At 59.2% G+C, this 22,238-nt stretch carries 14 protein-coding genes; 8 read left to right on the top strand and 6 right to left on the bottom strand.

Annotation, left to right across the window (positions count from 1 at the left end; all coding sequences use genetic code 11):
• Positions 1 to 45 precede the first annotated feature (45 nt).
• A complete protein-coding gene (locus CFA77_RS14725) occupies positions 46 to 636 on the bottom strand; it encodes a fatty acid desaturase CarF family protein (RefSeq protein ID WP_206991334.1) in 591 nt (196 codons plus the stop codon).
• Positions 637 to 776: 140 nt separating this feature from the next.
• Positions 777 to 1,139 carry a YbaN family protein gene (locus CFA77_RS14720; protein ID WP_206991333.1) on the bottom strand — a complete coding sequence of 121 codons (363 nt, stop codon included), beginning with the start codon at positions 1,137 to 1,139 and terminating at the stop codon, positions 777 to 779.
• A gap of 170 nt (positions 1,140 to 1,309) precedes the next feature.
• On the opposite strand from CFA77_RS14720, the gene CFA77_RS14715 reads away from it, so the two are divergent.
• The 3 genes from CFA77_RS14715 (at position 1,310) to msrA (ending at position 9,168) form a co-directional block, all read left to right on the top strand.
• Positions 1,310 to 6,283 (top strand): alpha-2-macroglobulin, encoded by a 4,974-nt coding sequence (locus tag CFA77_RS14715; RefSeq protein ID WP_206991332.1) that lies wholly within the window; start codon positions 1,310 to 1,312, stop codon positions 6,281 to 6,283.
• A gap of 3 nt (positions 6,284 to 6,286) precedes the next feature.
• Positions 6,287 to 8,344, top strand: a complete 2,058-nt coding sequence (gene pbpC, locus CFA77_RS14710; protein ID WP_206991331.1) for a penicillin-binding protein 1C — start codon at positions 6,287 to 6,289, stop codon at positions 8,342 to 8,344.
• A 173-nt stretch (positions 8,345 to 8,517) separates the two neighbouring features.
• Positions 8,518 to 9,168, top strand: a complete 651-nt coding sequence (gene msrA, locus CFA77_RS14705) for a peptide-methionine (S)-S-oxide reductase MsrA (RefSeq protein ID WP_206991330.1) — start codon at positions 8,518 to 8,520, stop codon at positions 9,166 to 9,168.
• Here the strand turns inward: msrA and CFA77_RS17155 are convergent.
• A complete protein-coding gene (locus CFA77_RS17155) occupies positions 9,162 to 10,883 on the bottom strand; it encodes a glycosyltransferase family 39 protein (RefSeq protein ID WP_242517393.1) in 1,722 nt (573 codons plus the stop codon). The two genes, msrA and CFA77_RS17155, sit on opposite strands and share 7 nt — an antisense overlap.
• 263 nt (positions 10,884 to 11,146) lie before the next feature.
• On the opposite strand from CFA77_RS17155, the gene CFA77_RS14695 reads away from it, so the two are divergent.
• From CFA77_RS14695 to aguB, 3 genes are all read left to right on the top strand, one after another.
• Positions 11,147 to 14,218 (top strand): TonB-dependent receptor, encoded by a 3,072-nt coding sequence (locus tag CFA77_RS14695; RefSeq protein ID WP_206991329.1) that lies wholly within the window; start codon positions 11,147 to 11,149, stop codon positions 14,216 to 14,218.
• 101 nt (positions 14,219 to 14,319) lie between these two features.
• Positions 14,320 to 15,294 (top strand): agmatine deiminase family protein, encoded by a 975-nt coding sequence (locus tag CFA77_RS14690; protein ID WP_242517392.1) that lies wholly within the window; start codon positions 14,320 to 14,322, stop codon positions 15,292 to 15,294.
• Positions 15,295 to 15,310: 16 nt separating this feature from the next.
• Positions 15,311 to 16,153: an N-carbamoylputrescine amidase gene (gene aguB, locus CFA77_RS14685; RefSeq protein WP_206991327.1), complete on the top strand. Its 843-nt coding sequence runs from the start codon at positions 15,311 to 15,313 to the stop codon at positions 16,151 to 16,153.
• Here the strand turns inward: aguB and CFA77_RS14680 are convergent.
• Positions 16,150 to 16,701, bottom strand: a complete 552-nt coding sequence (locus tag CFA77_RS14680) for an EF-hand domain-containing protein (protein ID WP_206991326.1) — start codon at positions 16,699 to 16,701, stop codon at positions 16,150 to 16,152. The two genes, aguB and CFA77_RS14680, sit on opposite strands and share 4 nt — an antisense overlap.
• Positions 16,702 to 16,900: 199 nt before the next feature.
• Here CFA77_RS14680 and CFA77_RS14675 point away from each other — a divergent pair, with 199 nt between their 5' ends.
• Positions 16,901 to 19,351 carry a PAS domain-containing sensor histidine kinase gene (locus tag CFA77_RS14675; RefSeq protein ID WP_242517391.1) on the top strand — a complete coding sequence of 817 codons (2,451 nt, stop codon included), beginning with the start codon at positions 16,901 to 16,903 and terminating at the stop codon, positions 19,349 to 19,351.
• A gap of 104 nt (positions 19,352 to 19,455) precedes the next feature.
• The gene (gene yghU, locus CFA77_RS14670; RefSeq protein WP_206991325.1) at positions 19,456 to 20,334 is read left to right on the top strand and encodes a glutathione-dependent disulfide-bond oxidoreductase; all 879 of its coding nucleotides are present in this window, start codon (positions 19,456 to 19,458) and stop codon (positions 20,332 to 20,334) included.
• A 12-nt stretch (positions 20,335 to 20,346) separates the two neighbouring features.
• On the opposite strand, the gene CFA77_RS14665 is transcribed toward yghU, so the two are convergent.
• Together CFA77_RS14665 and CFA77_RS14660 are read right to left on the bottom strand one after the other, a co-directional pair.
• Positions 20,347 to 21,057 carry a class I SAM-dependent methyltransferase gene (locus CFA77_RS14665; protein WP_206991324.1) on the bottom strand — a complete coding sequence of 237 codons (711 nt, stop codon included), beginning with the start codon at positions 21,055 to 21,057 and terminating at the stop codon, positions 20,347 to 20,349.
• Between the two features lie 100 nt (positions 21,058 to 21,157).
• Positions 21,158 to 22,129, bottom strand: coding sequence for an oxidoreductase (locus CFA77_RS14660; RefSeq protein WP_206991323.1), 972 nt, complete (start codon positions 22,127 to 22,129; stop codon positions 21,158 to 21,160).
• Between the last annotated feature and the right edge of the window lie 109 nt (positions 22,130 to 22,238).

Raw genomic sequence — 22,238 nt, 5'->3', positions numbered from 1 at the left:
CCGCCCTCAGGGAAGGCGGGGAAGGATGAGGTGCGTATCTCAGGATCAGGCCGCCTTGCGATAGCGTTCATTGACGCTTTCATCGAGACGTGGGGACCGGCCGGTAGCGATTTTGACAAGGCGTTCCAGGGCCGGGAAGAACCGGGCGCGTTCCAGGACCGGATTGGTGTAGTTGGTAATGACGCAATAATGGGTGTCCTTGCCCATGCGGTGATGGGCGGCGTGATGCTGGAAGGACTGGGCGAAGCCGGTTTTCTGCAGGGCGTTGATCAAACGGCCATTCTCCTTCGGGCTGCGATGGGCAGCGCGATGGAACTCATTGGCGAAGACGCCGAACAGGACAGCCGAACCGGTGAACAGGTTCAGCGTGCCCGTGGCCCAGAAGCCGGCGAGGAACAAGGCGCCAAGCACGAAGACTTCCTTGTTGCGCGACAGGAATGAGCCAGCCAGAAATGCACGCGGTTTGAAATGGTGTTCCTGATTGGCGCGGATCGTATGGCCCAGCACAGGCCATTTCGGATTTCCGTACCGGTCTTCAAACCAGTGGATGAGGCCTGAAATGAAATCGGCCAGAAACAAGCCTCCGAAAACGGACGCGGCGGTTTTAAGGGCAGTCGCGACAATCGTGACCGGCATGGGGTCATCTCCTTCTTGCTGTCGAACACTCTTGTGAGGTTAGTATGTGATCATTTGCTCGCAAAAGAGGGCGAAATTGTGGCAAGTGAGAGATCAATCACTCGATTCCTGTGCGGGTCTGAGAGCAGCAGGAGAGGGATCTATTCGTCGCGCAGGGGTTTGCGCGTGATCACATAGACAGCACCGACGGCGATGAGACCGAGGCCTGAGCCCAGTACCCACGGCTTATGATAAGCAAACGCGGTGACAATCAATGCGGCCAGGCCCATACCGCAAACAGCGGCGATTTTCGCTTCACGCGCCATGGCGCCCGTTTCGAGGAAGGCCTTGATTGCCGGGCCGACGCCCGGCTGACGATAGATCCAATCCGCCCAGCTGGGATTGGATTTGGCAAAGGCCAAAGCGGCGACAATCCAGAAAATGGTCGTGGGCCACACCGGTAAGGCAAGGCCTATCGCGCCGAGCGCGAATGCCACAACTCCGACTGCTCGCCAAAACCACATGAGAAACCCATTCCGCGCTGTGGGGTGGCTGGCAACCCCCAAAGCAGGCCACCTCAGCTGAATGCGGCTGAAATTTGCAAGAATTTCTTTGATTTGACCCATTCACGCCCTGTTCGCGCCGTGGCGAAGATGTGTAAGGGTTGTAAGAAAGCTCAAAGGAGAGGGTTTCCATGTCGCACTTCATATCGGGCACGCGGGGAATTGGTCGGACACTGGTCACAGCCATGATGATCGCCGTGCTCGCGGCGTGTGGAGGCAACAAGGAAGACCGACAATCTGATACTGCCAGTGATGAAGGCACGATTGTCACGCGCTCCGCCGCTGACAATGTGGCTGCTCGCCAGCGCGAACGCCGTCGTCAGGCCGCGATTGACGAGGTTGAGCAGGATTTCTCCTATTTCCGCTACCGTATCGATACCGCCACCGAACAGCCGCTGGCGTGTTTCGTCTTTTCTGCGCCGCTTGATCCGGAAGCGGATTACTCGCCGTATCTCGAATTCCGTCCCGCTTTCCGACCTGCGCTCAGTGTTGAGGGACGCGAGCTGTGTGTTGGCGGTCTGACTTTTGGGTCGGAACGGTCTGCAACACTGCTTTCCGGCCTGCCTTCGGCTGATGGCCGCACATTGAAGAATGAGGAAGTTGTTCCGATCGATTTCGCCGACCGGCCACCTTATGTCGGCTTCAAGGGAGCAGGCGTGATCCTGCCGCGCGAAGATGCAGATGGCCTTCCGATTGAAACGGTGAATGTCGACGAAGTTGAAGTAACCGTGTCGCGCGTCAATGATCGCGCGCTGGCCTTCAAGTCCATTACTGAAGGCCAAACCAATGCCCAAGGCCGCTATGCCTATACATGGGGTGAAGACAATCCTGAGGATGTTCAGGAAATTCTCTTCAAGGGACGGATGGACGTGGCCAGCGAGCAGAATGCGCCCGTAGTGTCGGTCTTCCCCTTGCAGGACGTCGTCGGCCCGCTGGAGCCGGGCGCGTATTATGTTTCGGTCAAGGACGCCGCAGACCTGGATAGCGCCGAGCAGCCGCCAGCCTCTTCCAGCCGGTGGATCATGATGACCGATCTGGCCATCACCGCCTATGAAGGTGGCAATGGACTCGATGTCACGCTGCGCTCACTGCAGGACGGTCGCCCAGTGCCCGATACAACCGTGCAGCTGGTCGCGCGCAACAATGACATTCTTGCCGAAGGCCGCACAAATGAAGTTGGCCGGGTGGCCTTTGATGCGCCAATCACGAATGGCCAGGGCAACATGGAGCCCAAATTGATCATGGCCTACAGCGCCAAGGGCGAACTCGCTGTGCTGGACCTGACCCGTGCGCCGGTGGACCTCTCAGAATATGCCGTAGGTGGCCGCCGGGTCTCCGGGGACATCGATGCCTTCATGTATACAGAGCGTGGCATCTACCGCCCCGGCGAAACGGTACAATTGACCGCGCTGCTGCGTGATCATACCGGCAAGGCTATTGAAGACCGTGCCGGCAATATCGTCATCTATCGTCCGAATGGGCTGGTGGCCGGGAAGATACGGTTCGATGATCCTGAAGCATCTGCAGTTGTTGAGGGCTATGAACTTACCAAGGGTGCATCTCGTGGCCAGTGGCGTGCGACGGTGGAAGTGGACGGTGTGTCGGGCGCATCCGGATCAGTCAACTTCGCAGTCGAGGATTTCGTGCCGCAGCGGATTGCTGTTGACCTCGACACCGACAAGGACACGCCCGTCTTGTTGGGTGAGAGCCGCAGTGTCGAAGTTGCCTCGCGTTTCCTTTATGGCGCACCAGGCGCGGGTCTGACGGTGAAATCCGAAGCCCGCATTGAGGCGGCGCCGACCCCATTCCCGCAATACAAGGGATTCAAGTTCGGCAGGCATGATGAGAGTTTTCGTGAACGCATCCTTGAAATGGATGATACGACTACGGACGGAGCCGGGATCGCGACGGTCACGCTCGCGCCGGGAAATGCCGGCAGTAATGCTGGGCGGCCACTGCGCATCAATGCTGTGGTTAGCGTACTTGAACCCGGCGGACGCGCGGTCACAGAAAGCGTGCGCATCCCGTATCGTCCGGAACGCCTTTATGTCGGTCTGAAACCCGGTTTCGAATATTCGGTCGAAGAAGGCCAGGATGCGGCCTACGAAGTCGTGGCCATGAACGAGAAGGGCCAGGCGATCGCGCAGCGGCTCAACTGGAAACTGCTTGCCATCGACTATCATTACGACTGGTACCGGGACGGTGACCAATGGCGTTGGCGCCGGTCTCGCACGGTGACCAAGGTCAATGAAGGCATCGTGACGACGCCGGAAGGCGGCAGCACCGAGATTCGCGTTTCCGGTCTGGATTGGGGCAGCCATGAACTGGTTGTCGAAGGCAGCGATGCGAATGCGTCCGCCGCGTCCAGTGACGATTTCTATGTCGGCTGGGGCGGAGGTGTCTCAGAGGATGGTGCCGAAGCGCCAGACCGTGTCCGCATCATCGGACCTGAGAAAGCCCCCTCTGCAGGTCAGAGCGCCGATATCACCATTGTGCCGCCTTATGAGGGCCAGGCGCAGATCGTTGTGGCTACCGATCGCATTCTGTCGGTCCAGAATTTGTCCGTTAGTGCACAGGGCACCAATGTGACCCTGCCGGTAACCGATGAATGGGGAGAGGGCGCCTATGTGATGGTGTCGGTCTATACAGAGCGCGACCCGATTCTGCGGGCAAAGCCGCGCCGTGCGGTTGGTGTGACACATGTGCCCGTCGATATGGGTTCGCGGACGTTCGAGTTGACGCTCAATGCGCCCGATATTGCCCGACCCGTTGGGGAGCAGGTGATTGAGGTCGAGTTTGATGGCGGCCCACGTGAGCCGGTCTTCCTGACACTGGCCGCTGTCGATGAAGGCATCTTGCGCCTCACCAAATTCGAGAGCCCTGACCCTGTCAGCTACTATTATGGCAAGAAGGCGCTCGGTGTTGAAATGTACGACGATTACGGTCGGTTGCTTGACCCGAATATGGGATTGCCAGCCGAAGTCCGCTCAGGGGGAGACCAACTTGGCGGTGAAGGGCTGTCGGTCGTCCCGGTGAAATCGGTCGCGCTCTTCTCTGGCTTGGTTGATGTCGGCCGGTCGGGTAAGGCAAAAGTTCGCCTTGAACTGCCGGAATTCAATGGTGAGCTGCGCTTGATGGCCGTGGCCTGGTCGCGATCTGGTCTGGGGTCAGCGGAGTCCAGCATGATCGTGCGCGAGAAAGCACCGTCGGATCTGATCATGCCGCGCTTCATGGCGCCTGGCGATGAAGCTCAAATTACTGCCAGTATCGACAATGTCGAAGTCGGGCCTGGAGCGTTCACAGCCGAGATTTCAGCGGACGGCCCGATTGATGTTGCGGATGGCAAGCTGACGCGTTCGCTTGCAACGGGCGCGCGCGCGGATGTGCCAGTTCGGATTGGTGCGGATTCAGAAGGTATCGCAACGGTCAGGTTGGCGGTGACGGGGCCAAATGATTTCGAAACGGACCGGACTTACCAGATACAGACCCGTTCGCCCTATCTGCCGGTAACAAAGATCAGTCGGCAATTGATGGAACCGGGCGAAAGCTATTCTGTTGACGCTGATCTGCTGGAGGGCCTTGTGCCGGGGTCTGCTGCGATCAGTGTCGGCTATTCGACGCTGCCAATGGATCCGGCGACGCTCTATGCTTCGCTCGACCGCTACCCTTATGGATGCACCGAGCAGACCACTAGCCGGGCCTTGCCATTGCTCTACTCCGAACAGCTGATTGCAATGGGGGCTCCAGAACGTCGCGATGATCCGAAGATGCGGATTCAGACTGCGGTGAACACGCTGCTCAACCGTCAGGGATCTGACGGAGCGTTCGGCCTGTGGCGGGAAGGGGATGGCTACGCATCCCCCTGGCTTGGTGCCTATGTGACGGACTTTGTCTATCGCGCGAAACAGGCTGGCTTCTCTGTGCCGGACGAATCGTTGGAGCGGGCCTATGGCGCTCTGCGGCAGGTTTCGACTGGCGATGCATGGCGCGTTTATGGGTACGACACGGATGTCTATGAGAGCCGCTATTCCAACGATACGGCAGAGAAGCTGATGCAGCGCTCGTCGGCCTATGCACTTTACGTGCTCGCAAAGGCGGGCAAGGCCGACATTTCTCGCCTGCGCTACCTGCATGACCGCGAACTCGATTCCATCGATAGCCCGTTGGCACGCGCCCATATCGGCGCAGGCCTTGCCATGCTGGGTGATCGGGCGCGGGCTGCCTCGGCCTTCAAGGCAGCGGAAGACGCGCTCGGTTATGAGAATACCGGCGATTACTACCAGACCCCGCTTCGCGATGAGGCGGCCATCCTGGCCCTCGCATCCGAAGCGGACATGCTGGATGTGGTAGAGCGTCTTGCCGCCAAGCTGGGCGAGGATGCGCCAGACCCGACCGGATTGACAACGCAGGAAAAGGCTTTCGCGCTGCTGGCTGTGGACTCCCTGAACAAGGGGGCTGAAGGCTTCCGGCTCACCGTCGAAGGGCTTGGCCGTGGTAATAATAATGACCGGCAATATGCCCTGACCGAAGCGCAGGCCACGGAAGGTGTGACGTTCACGCTGGAAGGCAAGGCGCCGATGTTCCGGACAGTTATGGTCAGCGGTTCGCCAGAAACGGCGCCGCCCGCTGCGACATCCAAGATGGGCGTCGACAAGACATTCTTTACACTGACCGGTGGTCGTGTGAATCTGTCCCGGGTCAGCCAGGGGGACCAGCTGATCGTGCGCTTGACGGTGTCGCCACATGAGCGCCGCCTGAACCCTGTGATCGTGGCGGACCTGCTGCCCGCCGGCTTCGAGATTGAATCGGTGCTGCGCCCTGCAGATGGCAGGCGTGAATATGGCGGATCGGGCGCGTTTGCCTATCTCGGCCAGATTGCGAATGCACAGACTGCCGAGGCACAGGATGATCGGTTTGTGGCCGCCGTCGATGTCCATGCGCAGCCGGTCACGCTTGCCTATGTCGTCAGAGCGGTAACGCCGGGCGATTTCGCAATGCCGGGTGTGGTGGCCGAGGATATGTATCGTCCGGAAGTGTTCGCCCGGTCCAAGCCTGGCCGCGTCACGATCAGCGCAGCGCCCGGAACGATGGGAGGCGGTCAGTAAGCCATGCTGACGCCTCGGCGTATCGTCATCGGGATAGCCGCAGTGTTTGCTGCGGTTATCCTGATGGACTGGGTACTGCCGCCGCCAATTGACCGCGCGGGAGAAATCTCCGCGCTGGTGACCGACCGGGAGGGCAAGCCCCTGAGGGCCTTTCCGACCGAAGACGGACGGTGGCGGTTCCGCGGAGATCTCGACAAGATCGATCCAGAGTTCATCGAGGCGCTGCTTCGGGTCGAAGACAAACGTTTCTATAGCCATCGCGGGACAGATTGGACGGGGCTGGGCCGGGCTGTGGCAGACTCGGCGCGGGCCGGGCGGATCGTATCTGGGGGCTCCACGATCACGATGCAGACTGCGCGCCTGCTGGAACCTCGGGACCGCAATGTCGGGTCCAAGCTGATCGAGATCGCGCGCGCCTGGCAGATCGAACGTCGCTTGTCGAAAGATGAGATCCTCGAACTCTACCTTACGCTGACGCCCTATGGCGGCAACCTTGAAGGCGTGCGGGCAGCGAGCTGGAGTTATTTCGGGCACGAGGCTGACCGCTTGTCCGCTGACGAGATCGCACTGCTGATCGCCCTGCCGCAATCGCCCGAAGTGCGCCGCCCGGATCGTCGGCCACACCAGGCGCAAAAGGCGCGCGATTGGGTTGCAACCAAGCTCGGTTGGTATGGTGTTTTCAGCAAGGCTGATGTGGAGGATGTAGCTACATCGCCGGTCCCGACGCGGCGGCGTGATTTTCCGATGCGTGCCTGGCACGGCACAGAGAAAGCGCTGGCGAGCGGATCGCGCGAGGATGTGCGAGCCACGCTGGATGCGGGTCTTCAGGCTGAACTCGAATCCATGGCCTTGCGCAAGGCTGAGGCGGAAGGCCCTGACGTTCAGGTCTCGGCGATTGTGGTTCACATTCCGACACGTGGTGTGCGCGCTCTGGTCGGATCTGCCTCGCGCGACCGGGCAGGGGGCTGGCTCGACCTGACCGCGCAAGCCCGCTCGCCGGGCTCCACCTTGAAACCGTTCATTTACGCCATGGCGTTCGATGACGGGCAGGCCGCACCGGATACGCGCATTTCCGATCTGCCCAAACGGTTTGCGTCCTATCAGCCGGAAAATTTCGACCGGATGTTTCGCGGTGATGTGCGGGTTTCGGATGCTTTGCAGCATTCGCTCAATGTGCCGGCGGTGCTTATGCTGGATCGGGTCGGGCCAGAGCGGTTTGCGGCGCAGTTGGCGCTGGCGGGCGCGCGACCACGCATTGGCGGCGGCGCAAATCACGACGCTGGCCTTGCCCTCGCGCTGGGCGGTGCAGGCCTGACAGCGCGCGAATTGGCTGTCCTCTATGCTGCACTGGGCGATGAGGGTGTGGCCAAGCCTCTGGTCTGGCGCGCCAGTCAAGAAGCTGCAAGTTATGAACGGATGGGACGGCGGCTGGTCAGCGCCGAGAGTGCGTCAGATATCGTCCGTATCCTGCAAAATGGTCCCATGCCGGAAGGCCGCATGCCAGGGCGCCTGACTGCGGGCGCGCCACAAGTTGCTTTCAAGACCGGCACGTCGTACGGCTTCCGCGACAGCTGGGCAGCCGCAGTTTCCGGCGAACATGCCATTGTCGTCTGGGTTGGCAGGGCCGATGGCGCGCCGCGGCCTGGCAAGACCGGCCGGGTGACCGCATTGCCCTTCCTGTTCGAGATTGCTGATCGAACTGCCCATCATTTACGAGATGAAGGCGAAGCTCGCACACGCCTGACCACGCAGCGCAAAATCGAAACACGCGGCGCGCTACATGACTTTTCGCCTGAAGCGCCGCCCGTAATCCTGTTTCCACCCGCGAGCGCGGAATTGTGGGCCGGCAGTGTTGATGGCAAGTCGGCCCGGCCCTTTGTATTGGCTGGACGCGGGGAGGGGCGCGTCTCTTGGTATATCGACGGAAAGCCCAGCCAGATCGATGATGCCGGTGCGCCGGTCTGGCAGCCGACGCAGGCGGGATTTTACACGATTACGGCCGTCGATCAGAGCGGGCGGTCCAGCCGGGTCAGGGTCCGTGTGCTGATGGGGCCGTCCTGACATACTTCCCGCCATGCCAATCAGCCTCATTGCTGACGCAGTTTGGCAACACGCAGGCAACACATTTATGTTAGGACTGACTTTCTGGACTTCACGGCGGACGGGAGACCGCCATATGACGGACAGAACGCAGCGTGTGTTTGCTGCGACTGTATAGAGTATCGGGAACTGCCATGCGTATGCCATCCGCCCCCACCTTCACCATCGCCGCTGGCTTGGCCGCCATGGCGCTTGCGTTCTTCTCGAATGCGGGCGCGCAGGACCAAACCCTGGCAGAAACGGCCCCCAAGCGGCTGTCTTCGGCCATTTTTGCGGGCGGGTGTTTCTGGTGCGTTGAGTCTGATTTCGACAAGGTTGATGGCGTGATCGAAACCGTGTCCGGCTATACGGGCGGTGAAATCGCCAATCCGACTTACAAGCAGGTCTCCAAGGAGAACACCGGCCATTACGAGGCCGTAAAGGTTACCTACGACCCGGATCTGGTCAGCTATGACACATTGGTCGAGTATTTTTTCCGGCACGTGGATCCCACAGATCCCTATGGTCAGTTCTGCGACAAGGGCGACAGTTATCGTACCGCGATCTTCGTCAACACTGATGACGAGCGCGCGGTGGCTGAAGCCGAGATTGCCGAGATCGAGACGTCAGGCGTGCTGAAGGACCCCGTCGTGACGCGGGTGATTCAGGCCGAAACATTCTGGCCCGCTGAAGATTATCATCAGAATTATTACAAGAAGAACCCGCTCAAATATCGCTACTATCGCGCTTCATGTGGCCGGGATGGCCGGGTCGAAGATCTTTGGGACGAGTCAGTCGGTCATTGATCGGTTGGTGATGGGCAGGGCTCAGGCTTGAATTCCGTCTGTCCATCAAAACGTTCCTCCCATTCGGGTGTCCGGTCCTGACGGTCATATCCGGTACCCAGATAAAGTTGGAATTCCCGCACGATCGGGCATCCATTGCTGCGAGTTCCAAGCGGAATTGAGATCACGCCCACATGGTCGAAGGACTGGAAATCGCTTCGCAGTTTCGGGCGCATGCCGGGATGTAGCGACGCGATGAGTACGCGATCAGCCAAACCGCCCTCAAGTGGCTGGGCCTCTGAAAAACTCTTCGGTCCGGCATAGCGGCGCCATGAAATCATCGGCGTGGTGCGCTCGCGTGCGTAATAGTCCAGGCCGTGCCAGGCTTCTCGCTCATCCACGAGCACTGAGGTTGCGCCAAGTGCATCGGCGCGCGCAAACAATTGCTCAGCGGCGCTATCCCAGCCACGAGTGCGTTTGAGGGCGTTGTCGAAACCAAGCGAGGTCGACAGGGAGGCGGGCAGTAGCGCGAGGGTCAGCAGGGCCAGCATCAGAGCAGCGTGCAGAGACAAACTGGTCCAGAGCAGGCCGGACGGGGAATGGCGCACAAAATGGCCGTAACTCAGAATGGCTGCTGCGACTAAGGCACCAATCAACAGGCGCGTGGCGAATGACACATCCGGCGCGAGCAGGAAAGCGACGAAGCTGACCGCTGCAATGATGTACCAAAGATTGCGATTTGGCTTTGCGCGGGCGAGCCATGAGGCCACCAGCACGCTCGCGGCCGGATAGGCAGTTGCAGCCCAATTGGCATTGGCGCGCGACAGGACCGCTTGTGCCATGATGATCAGCAAGACCGGTAGGATAAAGCAGAGCAGCCAGCGGTCCCGGCCCATGATGCCGTCATCCTCGCTACGCATCACAAAGATGCCGAAGACGAGCGCCAGGAAACTGATTGGCCCGAACACGCCAAGCTGATCGACCAGGAAGGTGAGGGCGTTCTCAGGATTGATAAGGTCGCCGCCAAGATTGGCATTGTCGACCGTGTGGCTCACCGTCTTGAAATCATTCGCGGCATTCCAGGCAAGATGTGGCGCAAAGATCGCTGCTGCCACGGCCAAGGCTGCGAGGCCTTTCCAACTCAGCAGGGCACGGCGACTCTGTGCGTCAATCAACAGGACCAGCACGACGCCGATCGCGAAATATAGCATTGCGTATTTCGACAGGAAGCCGAGTCCGACCGCGACGCCGAGACCCAGCGCGCTGACCCATGCGCCTTGCCCACTGCGCAGGCGCCACAGAGCCCAAAGGGCGGCGCACCAGAAGGGGATGAGTACGCCATCTGTGGAGATCACGACAGAAGACAGTATGACAGCCGGCATCAGTGCATAGCCAAGGCTGGCAAACATGCCGACACGTGCACCATACATGTCTCGCGCAAGGAAATAGATGAAGGTGGCACCGGCCGTGTGCAGGAAGGCCGCGGGAAGCCGTACGGCCCATTCTGCATCACCCAATACAGCTGTCACAGCATGGATGACCCACGCAATCATGGGAGGCTTGGAATAATAGCCCCATTCCAGCGTATCGCCCCATCGCCAGTACTGCGCTTCATCTGCATATAGGTTCAGAGGCGAAATGCCTGTGAATACAACCCTCAGTACAAGCAGCATTGCCAGCGCGGTGAGTGTGATGGTCTGCCAGCGGCCAGGCGATTCGGATTCCTCGACGGTCATGGGGTGCTATTCCTTCTCAACTTGAGACTTATGCCGCCCCACCGAGGCAGAATATACCCTGAACCGCACGCAATCTGCGCATGTCCGCCTCCAAACCGTGTCTTTTTTGCATCGCAACATATCGATCCACCGTGATCGCAGCCTTATGTGCTGAACCTTCAAGATCTTGTCACTAATCTGTCATCCGGTGTCGTTATCCGACCCGCAGTACCGGCGACCCGCAAGGGGCGGTTGTCGGCGCATCACCGACTAGGGGAATAGTCATGACAAATTGGACCACTTTCGGGCGTGGGGCAGCAGTATCTGCCATTGCGCTGAGCATGGCCGGCGTCGCTATGGCGCAGGTTACAACTTCAGCCGTCCGCGGCGCAGTGACCGATGATGACGGCCAGGCCGTATCCGGTGCGCTGGTTACCATCACCGATCCTTCCACAGGGCTGACACGGACTGCGACGACCAACCAGACCGGTCTGTACAGCATCCGCAACCTGCCTGTTTCCAGCGGCTATGTCGTTACGGTGACTTCGTCAGAGTTCCAGGGCCAGTTCATCGAAGATGTGGGCCTGAACCTCGGCGATGCGACCCAGGTCGACTTCACGCTCACCAATGATGGTGAAGCGCGTCAGGAAACGATCGTTGTTACGGCTTCCGTCTCCGATCTCGCACCGACTGCTGCTGGTCCTTCGGCGACCTTCGGCCTGGAGACGCTGCAGAGGGCCCCGGCCATCAACCGCAACATCACGGATGTCCTGCGCCTCGACCCACGCATCTATGTTGACGAATCCCGTGGTGATATCAACGCAGTCCAGTGTGGCGGTAAGAACTCCCGCTTCAACTCGCTGACCGTTGACGGCATTCGCATGAATGACAATTTCGGCCTGAATTCGAATGGTTACCCAACCGAGCGCATCCCATTTTCTTATGATGCCATTGAGCAGGTTGCGGTCGAACTGGCTCCCTTCGATGTGCAGTATGGTGGCTTCTCCGCCTGTAACATCAACGCGGTCACGAAATCCGGTACGAATGAATTCCACGGCTACCTCTTCGGCGACTACACAAATGACGGCCTGCGCGCCGACAGCCTCGAAGGCGACGACATCACGACGGGTGAGTACGACGAAACCCGCTACGGCTTCGGCGTCGGTGGTCCGATCATCAAGGACAAGCTGTTCTTCTTCGCGGCCTACGAGAAACTTGACGGCGTGAACCTGTTTGACCGCGGCGCGATCGGCTCCGGCGCTGTCAACGAAGTGAACATCACTCAGGCCGAAGTCGATGAGATCCGCAACATCGCCATGGAACTCTATGGCTATGATCCGGGCACGATCCCGAGCAGCGCTGATAACTCCGACGAGAAGATCCTGGTCAAGCTCGACTGGAACATCAGCAACGATCACCGCGCATCCTTCACCTATAACTGGAATGATGGTTTCAACATCGCCCAGTCGGACGGTGACTCCGATGAGCTGGAATTCTCCAACCACCTCTATGAGCGTGGCGCGGAACTGACGTCCTATGCCGGTTCGCTCTATTCTGACTGGACGGACAATTTCTCCACTGAAGTCCGTCTTGCCTATTCCGAACTGGACAATCGTCAGATTTCTGTCGGCGGTACCGATTTCGGTGAGATCACGATCGAGACCGACGATGTTGATGTCTACCTCGGTGGCGACGACTCCCGCCAAGCAAACAAGCTGTACTACGAGACCCTCAGCCTCGCGCTGAAAGGTTACTACACGACGGGCAACCACAATTTCAGCTTCGGCTATGAGCGTGAAGCCCTCGACGTGTTCAACATGTTCGTCCAGCACGTCGAAACCGAAATCGACTTCGATGGCAATCCGTCCTCTGGCGGAGCATTCGACGATGCGATTGAGAACTTCCGTCTCGGCATCGCCGACAACGTGAACTACAACAACTCCCCAACAGGCGATCCGAACAATGCGGCTGCTGACTGGGGATATGAGATCAACACGCTGTACGCCCAGGACGAAATTGACTTCGGCAACGGTATCGTGGTGATCGGTGGCCTGCGCTACGACTGGTACACAACCGACGACGCACCTGAAACCAATGCAGACTTCCTGGCTGACTATGGCTTCACAAATGGTGAGACGCTGGATGGTGAAGGTCTGCTTCAGCCACGTCTCGGCTTCGAGTGGGACTTCTCCGACAATCTCGACCTGCGTGGTGGTGTCGGCCTCTACTCCGGTGGCAACCCGAACGTGTGGCTGTCCAACACCTACTCAGCAAACAACGTGCTGCAGTTCGGTTCGGACGGTGGTGCATTCGGTCTTGAAAATGGCGTGACATCGCTCTTCGACATTGACTACGGTCTTTGTGAAGACGGCGTGCCGACGGGACCGGGCTACTGTGTGCCACAAGACATGATCGACGCTGTCGCAGCTGGCGAAGGCTCGAACTTCGAGATCAACTACCTTGATCCGAACTTCGAAATTCCATCTGAGCTGAAATTTGCTTTCGGCGGTACATACTATGCTGACGCGCCTGGGCTCGGCGGCGAGTATGTCCTCTCGGGCGACATTCTGTACACCGTTGCTCAAGATAGCGCTGTCTGGATCCGCGGTGATCTCGAGCAGACTGGCACAACCACAGTCGATGGTCGCGAATACCCGACCTACAGCAGCGTTCGTGAGGCAGCCTTCGTGCTGACCAATGCGAAAGAAGACGCCAAGTCTCTGCTGGTTTCCGGCTCGATCTCGAAGTCCTATGACTTCGGTCTCGACTGGGCCCTGGGTTACGCCTACACGGATGCAGAAGACGTGCACCCGATGACGTCCTCGGTGGCCTTCTCGAACTACGTCAACCGCGCATTCGGCGACCCGCAGGATGTCAGCGCTTCGACGTCTGACTACAACACCAAGCACCGCTTCACGGCACTTACCAATTATGAGCGCGCTTTCTTCGGCGACAACATGACCACGTTCTCGGCCTTCGGCCAGGCTGTGTCGGGTCGTCCATACAGCGTGGTTTACGGTGGTAGCGCGAACGGTATCAGTGGCTTCAACCCTTACCTCGAAGGCAACCCGTACCTGGCTGCTGGTGCAGAGCGTAACGGCGAAGAAGGTTCCTGGTGGGGCAAGGTCGACATCAAGCTTGAGCAGGAATTCCCTGGCTTCCTTGATCACAAGGCTTCCGGCTTCATTGTTGTCGACAACTTCACAAATCTGCTGAACGACGAGTGGGGCGTACTGCGTGAGCCTGGCTTCCCAGCGGTTTGTGCGGTTGACGACTTCCAGGCTGGTGATTGTGAATCTCGTCAGGGCGACGCGTCGCGCTACGAAATTCGCTTCGGCCTGCGCTACGAGTTCTAGTCACTCGGAACTCCGAAACTGAAAATCGGGAAGGGCGGCTCTGAGAAGAGCCGCCCTTTTCCTTTGGAACAAGGTGTGGCATGGCGCGCTCAATGTCTGACATGAAACCTCATCTCCTGCCCGAATGGGCCCCTCATGCTGCTCTCTGGGTTGGCTGGCCGCGTCTTCTTGAAGAGTGGGGCGGCAACCTTGAAGGTCCACGCAAAGATATCTCCGGATTCATCCGCGCTGCATCAGACTATGTGCCGATCCGGGTCGCGGTAGGGTCAGATGAAGCCGAGGCAACGGCGGGTGCAGCCGTAGGTGATTGCGCTGAGGTCTGCCGAATTCCGACCGGTGACATCTGGATGCGCGACACCGGGCCAATCATTACAGGAACGGGCGATGCGCGCCGCGCGCAGGCCTTCCGCTTCAATGGCTGGGGCGGAAAATACCTGATGCCAGGCGACACGGAAACGGCGACGGCCATTGCGCAGCACGAAGGCATTCCGGTTTCGCAGCACGAGATGGTTCTGGAAGGCGGGGGCATTGATGCGGACGGCACAGGCCGCCTGCTGACAACCGGACAATGCCTGCTCAATCCAAACCGAAATCCGGGTATGGATCAGGCCGAGATCGAGATGGCGATTGCCGAGGCGCTCGGCGTACTGGAATTCATTTGGCTCGGCGACGGCTTGCTCAATGACCATACAGATGGCCATGTCGACAATATCGCTCGTTTCATCGCGCCGGGACATGCGATCTGCCAGCATCCATCGGGCGCAGACGACCCGAATGCTGATACGCTGCAGGAGATTGAAACAACGCTCCGCAGGGCTGGGCTCGAGGTTACCACCATTCCCTCACCCGGGCTTGTGAAGGACGAGGATGGAATTCCAATTCCGGCAAGCCATATGAATTTTACAATCACGAACGGCGCGGTCCTCGTGCCCGTTTACGAAGACCGTTACAGCCTTGTGGCGCAGGCCGAACTGAGCGCTCTGTTCGAAGGTCGCAAGGTGATCGGCCTGCCGGCACGCAATATTCTCAATGGCGGGGGCAGCTTCCACTGCATGACCCGCGAAATTCCAGCTTGATTTCCAGGAGCGAGCCATGCCCCGTACCCTAACGCTTGCCTGCATCCAGTTTACGCCATCAGACGATGTGCAGGACAATATCGACCGCGTGGCGGAGCGTGTGCGCGAGGCCGCAGAGCAGGGGGCCGACGTTGTGCTGCCGCCGGAACTCTTCACGGGGTACTATTTCTGCAAGACACAGGAAGAAGAGCATTTCGCGCGCGCCTATCCCTGGCGCGAGCATCCGGCTGTCGAGCAACTGTCGGCGCTGGCCGAGGAACTTGGCGTCGTCATCCCCGTCTCAATCTATGAGAAGGACGGTCCGCTCTATTACAATTCTCTGGTCATGATCGACGCGGATGGGTCGCCTCTGGGCGTATATCGCAAGAGCCACATTCCGGACGGGCCGGGCTATCAGGAAAAATACTATTTCCGCCCAGGCGATACCGGGTTTCGCGTATGGGACACAATGAAAGGCCGGATTGGTGTGGGAATCTGCTGGGACCAATGGTTCCCGGAAGCTGCGCGCGCCATGGCGCTAATGGGCGCGGATGCGTTGCTGTACCCCACAGCGATTGGCGCTGAGCCGCAGGATGCGGGCCTTGATACGGCCGCCCGCTGGCGCCGCGCGATGCAGGGCCATGCTGTCTCAAACACCATCCCGGTCGTCGCGGCAAACCGTGTGGGCGACGAGGAAGGGCAGGTCTTCTACGGAACCAGCTTCATCGCGGACCCAACCGGCGAGATCGTGATTGATTTCGGTCGTACCGAACAGGGCGTGCTGGTGGCAGAATTCGATCTGGATGAAATTGAACGCGAACGGGCCGCCTGGGGGTTTTTCCGGGATCGGCGGACCGACCTCTACAATATTCTCACCTAATTTCGACGAAGCGGCGGGTCATTGCGGACAAAGCGGGTCTCTTCCCGTTTTTCAGGCTTGGGCGCTTTCAGGTCGGCCACGTGAATGATGCCGGAATCCGAGGCGTAGTCTGCGGCGAGGCTGGTGAGAACCGTGTCGAATTCGTCGAAACTGGCGCGCCGATCCAGATTTGGGTCGAAGCGAGCCGGATTTCCCAGCGTGTCGTCGCGGGTCGGCTGGCTTTCGGCCCATGAGAGCTGTTCGAGCGGGCTGAGATAGCCGTCCTTATTGGAATCGGCCTCAAGGAAGGCAGCCTCAATGCCCGTGGCGAGTTCTTCCGGGGTGACATTGCCATCCAGGTTGGCATCGAAACTGACAATCAATCCACCTCCCGCCACAAGGCGTTCTGGGACATGTCCATTCGCTTTGGCACCGCGTCTTGTCGGGCCGGGATAAGACTGCCCCGGCAGGCGCACAAGATCGTCGCCCTCATCTTCGGCACCGGCAGATGCAGGTGCACCAAGACAAACGAGTGCCGCCGCGGAAAGGGCAAGGGCCAGATTACGCATGAAGAGACTCCCAGAAGGTTCGAGGGATCAGACTATGTCGGTGTGGCGTTTTTGCAACATGACGTTTCAGTTATCTTGTCTGGACATCGGTCTGGCATTAGCGTCTCGTTAACGCCGCCTTAACGCAAAGGGAGCAATCCGTTAACCAGTTGCGGCCGCCGACCGGTGGTCGATTCGTGCGATTTGGATTGAAGACACTATGGCAATCACGGCGGACCAGGTCCCTATCATCATGTCTGCTGGTGCGACCGCGCTGGGCCTAGCCGCCTTGCTATGGGCGCTGCGCGTGTCGGATGGGGCACGTGGCGCGGCGCGCAAATACAAAGACCGGTCGTCCGATCTCGAGACTCTTCTGGCAGAGCACCGCTCAATCCTTGGTGCTCACCCGGGCGTGATCCTGGTCTGGCAGGGTGAGGCGCTTGAGCCCGATAGTGAAGAAATGACCCCGCCGGAGCTTTACGGTTCGCCGGTGGCATTGGCTGGCCTGCTCAGCTTCACCGACGATGCGATTTCGCCCGATCCGGCAGTGCGCATCATCGAAGGCCTTGCCGACCTCGAAGCGCGTGACAGTTCCGGACAGGACACGACGCTGCGGATTCGCATGCGCGAGCTGCGCGATACTGGACAGGCTTTCTCGCTCACCATCATCGGGCCGTCTGGCCGCTTCCTTGAGGCGGACGGGCGGACGGCTGGCGCGCGGGCGGTCGTCTGGGTCACCGACACCACCATCAAGGGACTGGAAGAAAGCTCCGCCCGCGGCAAGCTGGAAGAGGCGCGCCAGGTTATCGCGCGCGATCCGACAGCCTTCCTTGACATGCTGGGTAAGGCGCCGTTCCCGGCCTGGCGCGTATCCGGCATGGGCAAGCTGCAGTGGGTGAACCCATCTTACATTGAGGCAGTCGATGGGGTGAACCTCGACCGCGTCCTGGATCGCCAAATCATGCTGGACCAAGCTTCAGCTGACCAAGCCCGCAAGACTATTTCTGAAGGTGCCGATATCGACGAGACGCGCCACATGGTCGTGAATGGAGAGCGGCGCGCCATGCGTGTGCTGACCTTCCCTCTATCCGGCGGGGCAGGGGCGATGGCGTTCGATGTGACCGCCCAGGAAAATGCGCGCGAGGAACTGAACCGCCATGTTCGCGCGCATGACGAGACACTGAACCATGTTGCCGATGCTGTCGCGATCTTCGGGGCGGATCGCAAACTGACCTTCTACAACAAGGCCTTCCGCGACATGTGGGATCTCGATGAGAGCTTCCTGCTGGACCGCCCGAACCACGGGCAGTTGCTGGACCGCCTGCGCGAGCGCCGCAAGTTGCCGGCCCGTACAAATTACGCCGAATGGCGGGCGGAGGAGCTGTCCTACTACCTCGATATTGATGGGGTAAAGGAAGATACATGGTCACTGCCGGATGACCGGACTCTGTCCGTCACACGCCAGCGCCATCCGATGGGTGGCCTGTTGCTGTTGTTCAAGGACATCACAGGGGAACTGAACCTTCAGACCAAGTTCAATGCCATTGTGAAGACGCAGGCGTCCACGCTCGACAATCTGCACGAGGCAGTTGTCGTGTTCGGCGGCGACGGGCGGCTGAAACTGTTCAACAAGGCTTTTGAACGGCTCTGGTCCCTGGACCATGACGAGTTGAAAGACCATCCGGACTATAGCGATGTGATCGAGGACTGCGTTCCGCTGTTCCATGACCTGGACGTCTGGGACGCGATCAAGGGCCATATTACGGACCCGTCCGCCCGCGCGCGCCAGTCCACCACCGGAGAGATGCGCCGGTCTGATGGATCTATCCTGACATATCTGACCCATCCGCTGCCGGATGGAAACACGCTGATCGCCTTTGCGGATGTGACGGCCACACGCAGGGTTGAGTCCGCGCTGAGAGATCGGGCTGAAGCATTTGAGGCTGCGGACCGTCTGAAAACGGAGTTCGTGCGCAATGTGTCCTACCAGCTGCGGTCGCCGCTGACGGTCATCTTTGGCTATGCTGAACTGCTGGAAACAAAGCGCAATGGCGATCTGACCGAGCGCCAGACAGACTATGTCAGCGCAATCCTGTCAGCTTCCGACCACCTCTCGAAACTGATCGAGAATATTCTCGACCTCGCCATGATCGAAGCAGGCCGTATGGATCTCGATCTGAAAGATGTGGATCTCAGCCATGTCATCGAGGAAAGCATCGACATGGTCGTGTCAAAGGCAGAGGACACGCAGATTGCCGTTCGCGCCGACATCAAGGGCAAGCTTGGAGTCATTCGGGCAGATGAGCGCCGCATCAGGCAGGTCTTGTTCAACCTCATTTCCAATTCGCTCCGCTTTACCGAATCCGGTGGTGAGATCGTCGTCTCGTCCCAGCGCGTAGGCGACATGGTGACCCTGTCTGTGCGCGACAATGGCCGCGGGCTAGCAGCCGATAAACGGGCCACCAGCTTCGACAGTTTCGTTTCGGGCGACCAGCGCGGGGCCGGCCTCGGTCTTGCGCTCGTGAAGCATTTCATCGATCTGCATGGCGGAACGGTCGGTATGAAACCGGTCGATGGCGGCGGTCTGGAAGTGACCTGCTGGCTGCCGGTGAAGGTCACGAAAGTTGTGCAGAACCAGGAAATGTTGCTGACTGAGAGCCTGCCAGCCTGATTACCTGAGGGCCTGTTTAGGACGTCTCACAAACAAGTTTACTGACTTTCTGCGCGCCATGCCTACATGTTGGTTTGACAAAACCAAGCAAGAAGGCACGCTACATGGCTGACGATACTTATATCCCACCGAAGGTCTGGAAATGGGATGCTGAGAGCGGCGGGCGTTTCGCCAGCATCAACCGGCCGATTTCGGGCGCGACCCATGACAAGGATTTGCAGGTTGGGAAACATCCGCTGCAACTCTATTCGCTGGGCACACCGAACGGCGTCAAAGTCACTGTAATGCTCGAAGAACTGCTCGCGGCGGGCCATTCCGGCGCTGAGTATGATGCCTGGCTGGTCAACATCATGGAGGGCGACCAGTTTTCCAGCGGATTTGTTTCCGCCAACCCGAACTCCAAGATCCCGGCCCTGATGGACCATTCGACCAATCCGCCCACCCGCGTGTTCGAATCCGGATCGATCCTTCTGTACCTGTCAGAGAAGTTTGACGCTTTCCTGCCCAAGGATCCGCGCAAGCGCACGGAAGCGCTTTCCTGGCTGTTCTGGCAGATGGGATCGGCGCCTTATCTTGGCGGTGGCTTTGGCCATTTCTACGCATATGCGCCAATCAAGATCGAATACGCGATCGATCGGTTTGCGATGGAGGTGAAGCGGGAACTGGACGTGCTGGACAAGCGGCTCGCCGATAATGAATTCATGGCTGGCGACGAGTACTCGATTGCAGATATGGCAATCTGGCCATGGTACGGCGCTCTGGCGACAGGTGTCGTGTATGATGCGGGGGAATTCCTGCAGGTTCATGAGTACGAAAATGTTCAGCGCTGGACCAAACAGATCGCCGAGCGTCCGGCAGTCAAGCGTGGCCGCATGGTGAACCGCACTTTTGGCAAGCCGGAGACCCAACTGCGCGAACGCCACGACGCCAGCGATTTTGATACCAGGACCCAGGACAAGCTGGATCCCGAAGGCTCCAGCTGATCCTGTCTTTGGTCAGGATTTCTCGAATTTGAGAATGTAGCGATCCGTCTGTCTCCGGATAGACGGATCGAATACGTTCAGCGTGCCATCGTCGTCGGGATTCGCGAGTAGGTCACTCTCCTCGACAAGGACGAGGCCGACATCGCCCATCATATCCATCAAGGTGTCTTGCGCCAGCCGATGTGTCACGCCGCCAGTTGTTGCGGGCGCACCGTCAGGCGCGCGGTGATCAATCACGACGAAATGCCCGCCGGGTTTCAGGACGCGCGCAATTTCGGAAAAGGCGACATCCGGATCTCCGAGTGCACCCGGCTCCGCGCCTTCCGGCGTGTACCAGAGCTCATGTGGACCGAGAAACCAGGTTACGAGATCCACCTCCATATCGCCAATGGGTTCGAAATCATCGAACGATGTCTGGATGTGAGTCACGTTGATCAGCCGGCCATCCATGCGTTTCTCGACCGCATCGCCGAGGAAGGTTTCAAACTCTGGTGGGTTCTGAAGGTAGACTTTTCCCTCTTCGCCCACGACCAGTGAGAAGAGTTCGGTATAGATGCCGCCGCCAGCTTCCATATCCAGCACTGTCATGCCCGGCATTACTCCGGTGAATGCAAGGATCTGCCGCGAATTGCGAAGCTCATACTGCTCGAAATCATCTTTCGGTCGACCATCATGCACGAAGACGGAATCGTAATCGAACGCAGGGACGGTAGTTTCCGGCATTGTTGGCATGCTCTCGGGAATCGGAGCAGCACATGCGGCCAAGCTCAAGCAAGCAGCTGCGAAACTTAGTGAATGTCTCATAAGAGTGTCCTCTGTCCGCTCAGGCCTTGCTGAGCATGGTCTCGCTGATATCCCAAAGCCGCTCGGCTTTTTCGTCATCACAGATCCAGGGTCGGGCGTGCTCCCAGCGTTGACTCTCTTCGGTGGCAAGCTTGGCAATATCGCAATCTTCGCAATAAACGCCGCCCTTGTCCGCCAGGGCAGGGGAAGTAGCGGCCCAGACGCTGGTGGATGCGCCTTGCTCTGGTGTCTTGAACATGGCCTGAACTTGAGGCGGGATTGTTCCGTCGGGGTTTTTCCAACCGAGTTCGGCCATTTCCTCATCTGTGAGGTGGCGTTGCAGAGGCGTGAAAATCCCACCCGGATGCACCGAGAATGCCCGCACACCGATTTCCTTGCCGCGATGGTCCACGCCCAGAGCAAACAGGGCGCACGCTGATTTGGACTGGCCGTAGGCTTCCCATTTGTCATAGGGATGGGATTCGTAATTGGGATCGTCCCAGATCACGTCGGAGCGCACATGCGCTGTTGATGAAAGGGCGACCAAGCGCGCGCCGTCCGCGCGTTCAAGAGCGGGGGCGAGCGCGAGGCTCATCGCCATATGCGCGAGATGGTTCACGCCCAACTGGCGTTCCCAGCCGGGCCCAACCCGCGTTTCAGGGCAGGCCATGACACCCGCATTGTTAACAAGGATATCAAGTGCGCGGCCTGTGTCCTCAAAATCAGCGGTGAATTTTCGCACAGTGGCGAGGTCTTCCAAGTCCATCGCCGCAATCTCGATATCGCCGGGAATGTCAGCGAGCGCAGCCTCGGCGGCGTCGACGCGTCGCGCAGGAACCGTCACGCGCGCGCCTGCGCCCGCCAGGGCGCGAACGGTTTCCAGGCCAATCCCCGAATAGCCGCCAGTGACGATTACGTTGCGTCCGGTCAGGTCGATGCCGTCGATAACTTCCTGTGCCGTCGACTTTGCATGAAAGCCTGATCCGATCGGCGTCTGGTCTGTTGCGGCCATGTGTTTCCCCTTTGGTCGTTTGGTTTCTTATGCTGAGCCAGCCGGTACGACGGCAAGCGATCATGCGTGATGTTACCAATCTGTAAGCAGCGGTTTACATGGACGCACT

Source organism: Hyphomonas sp. KY3 (assembly GCF_017309975.1).
Lineage (GTDB): Bacteria > Pseudomonadota > Alphaproteobacteria > Caulobacterales > Hyphomonadaceae > Hyphomonas.
Note: the sequence above shows the minus strand (reverse complement) of the source record. Positions and strands in the feature narration are given on the sequence as shown.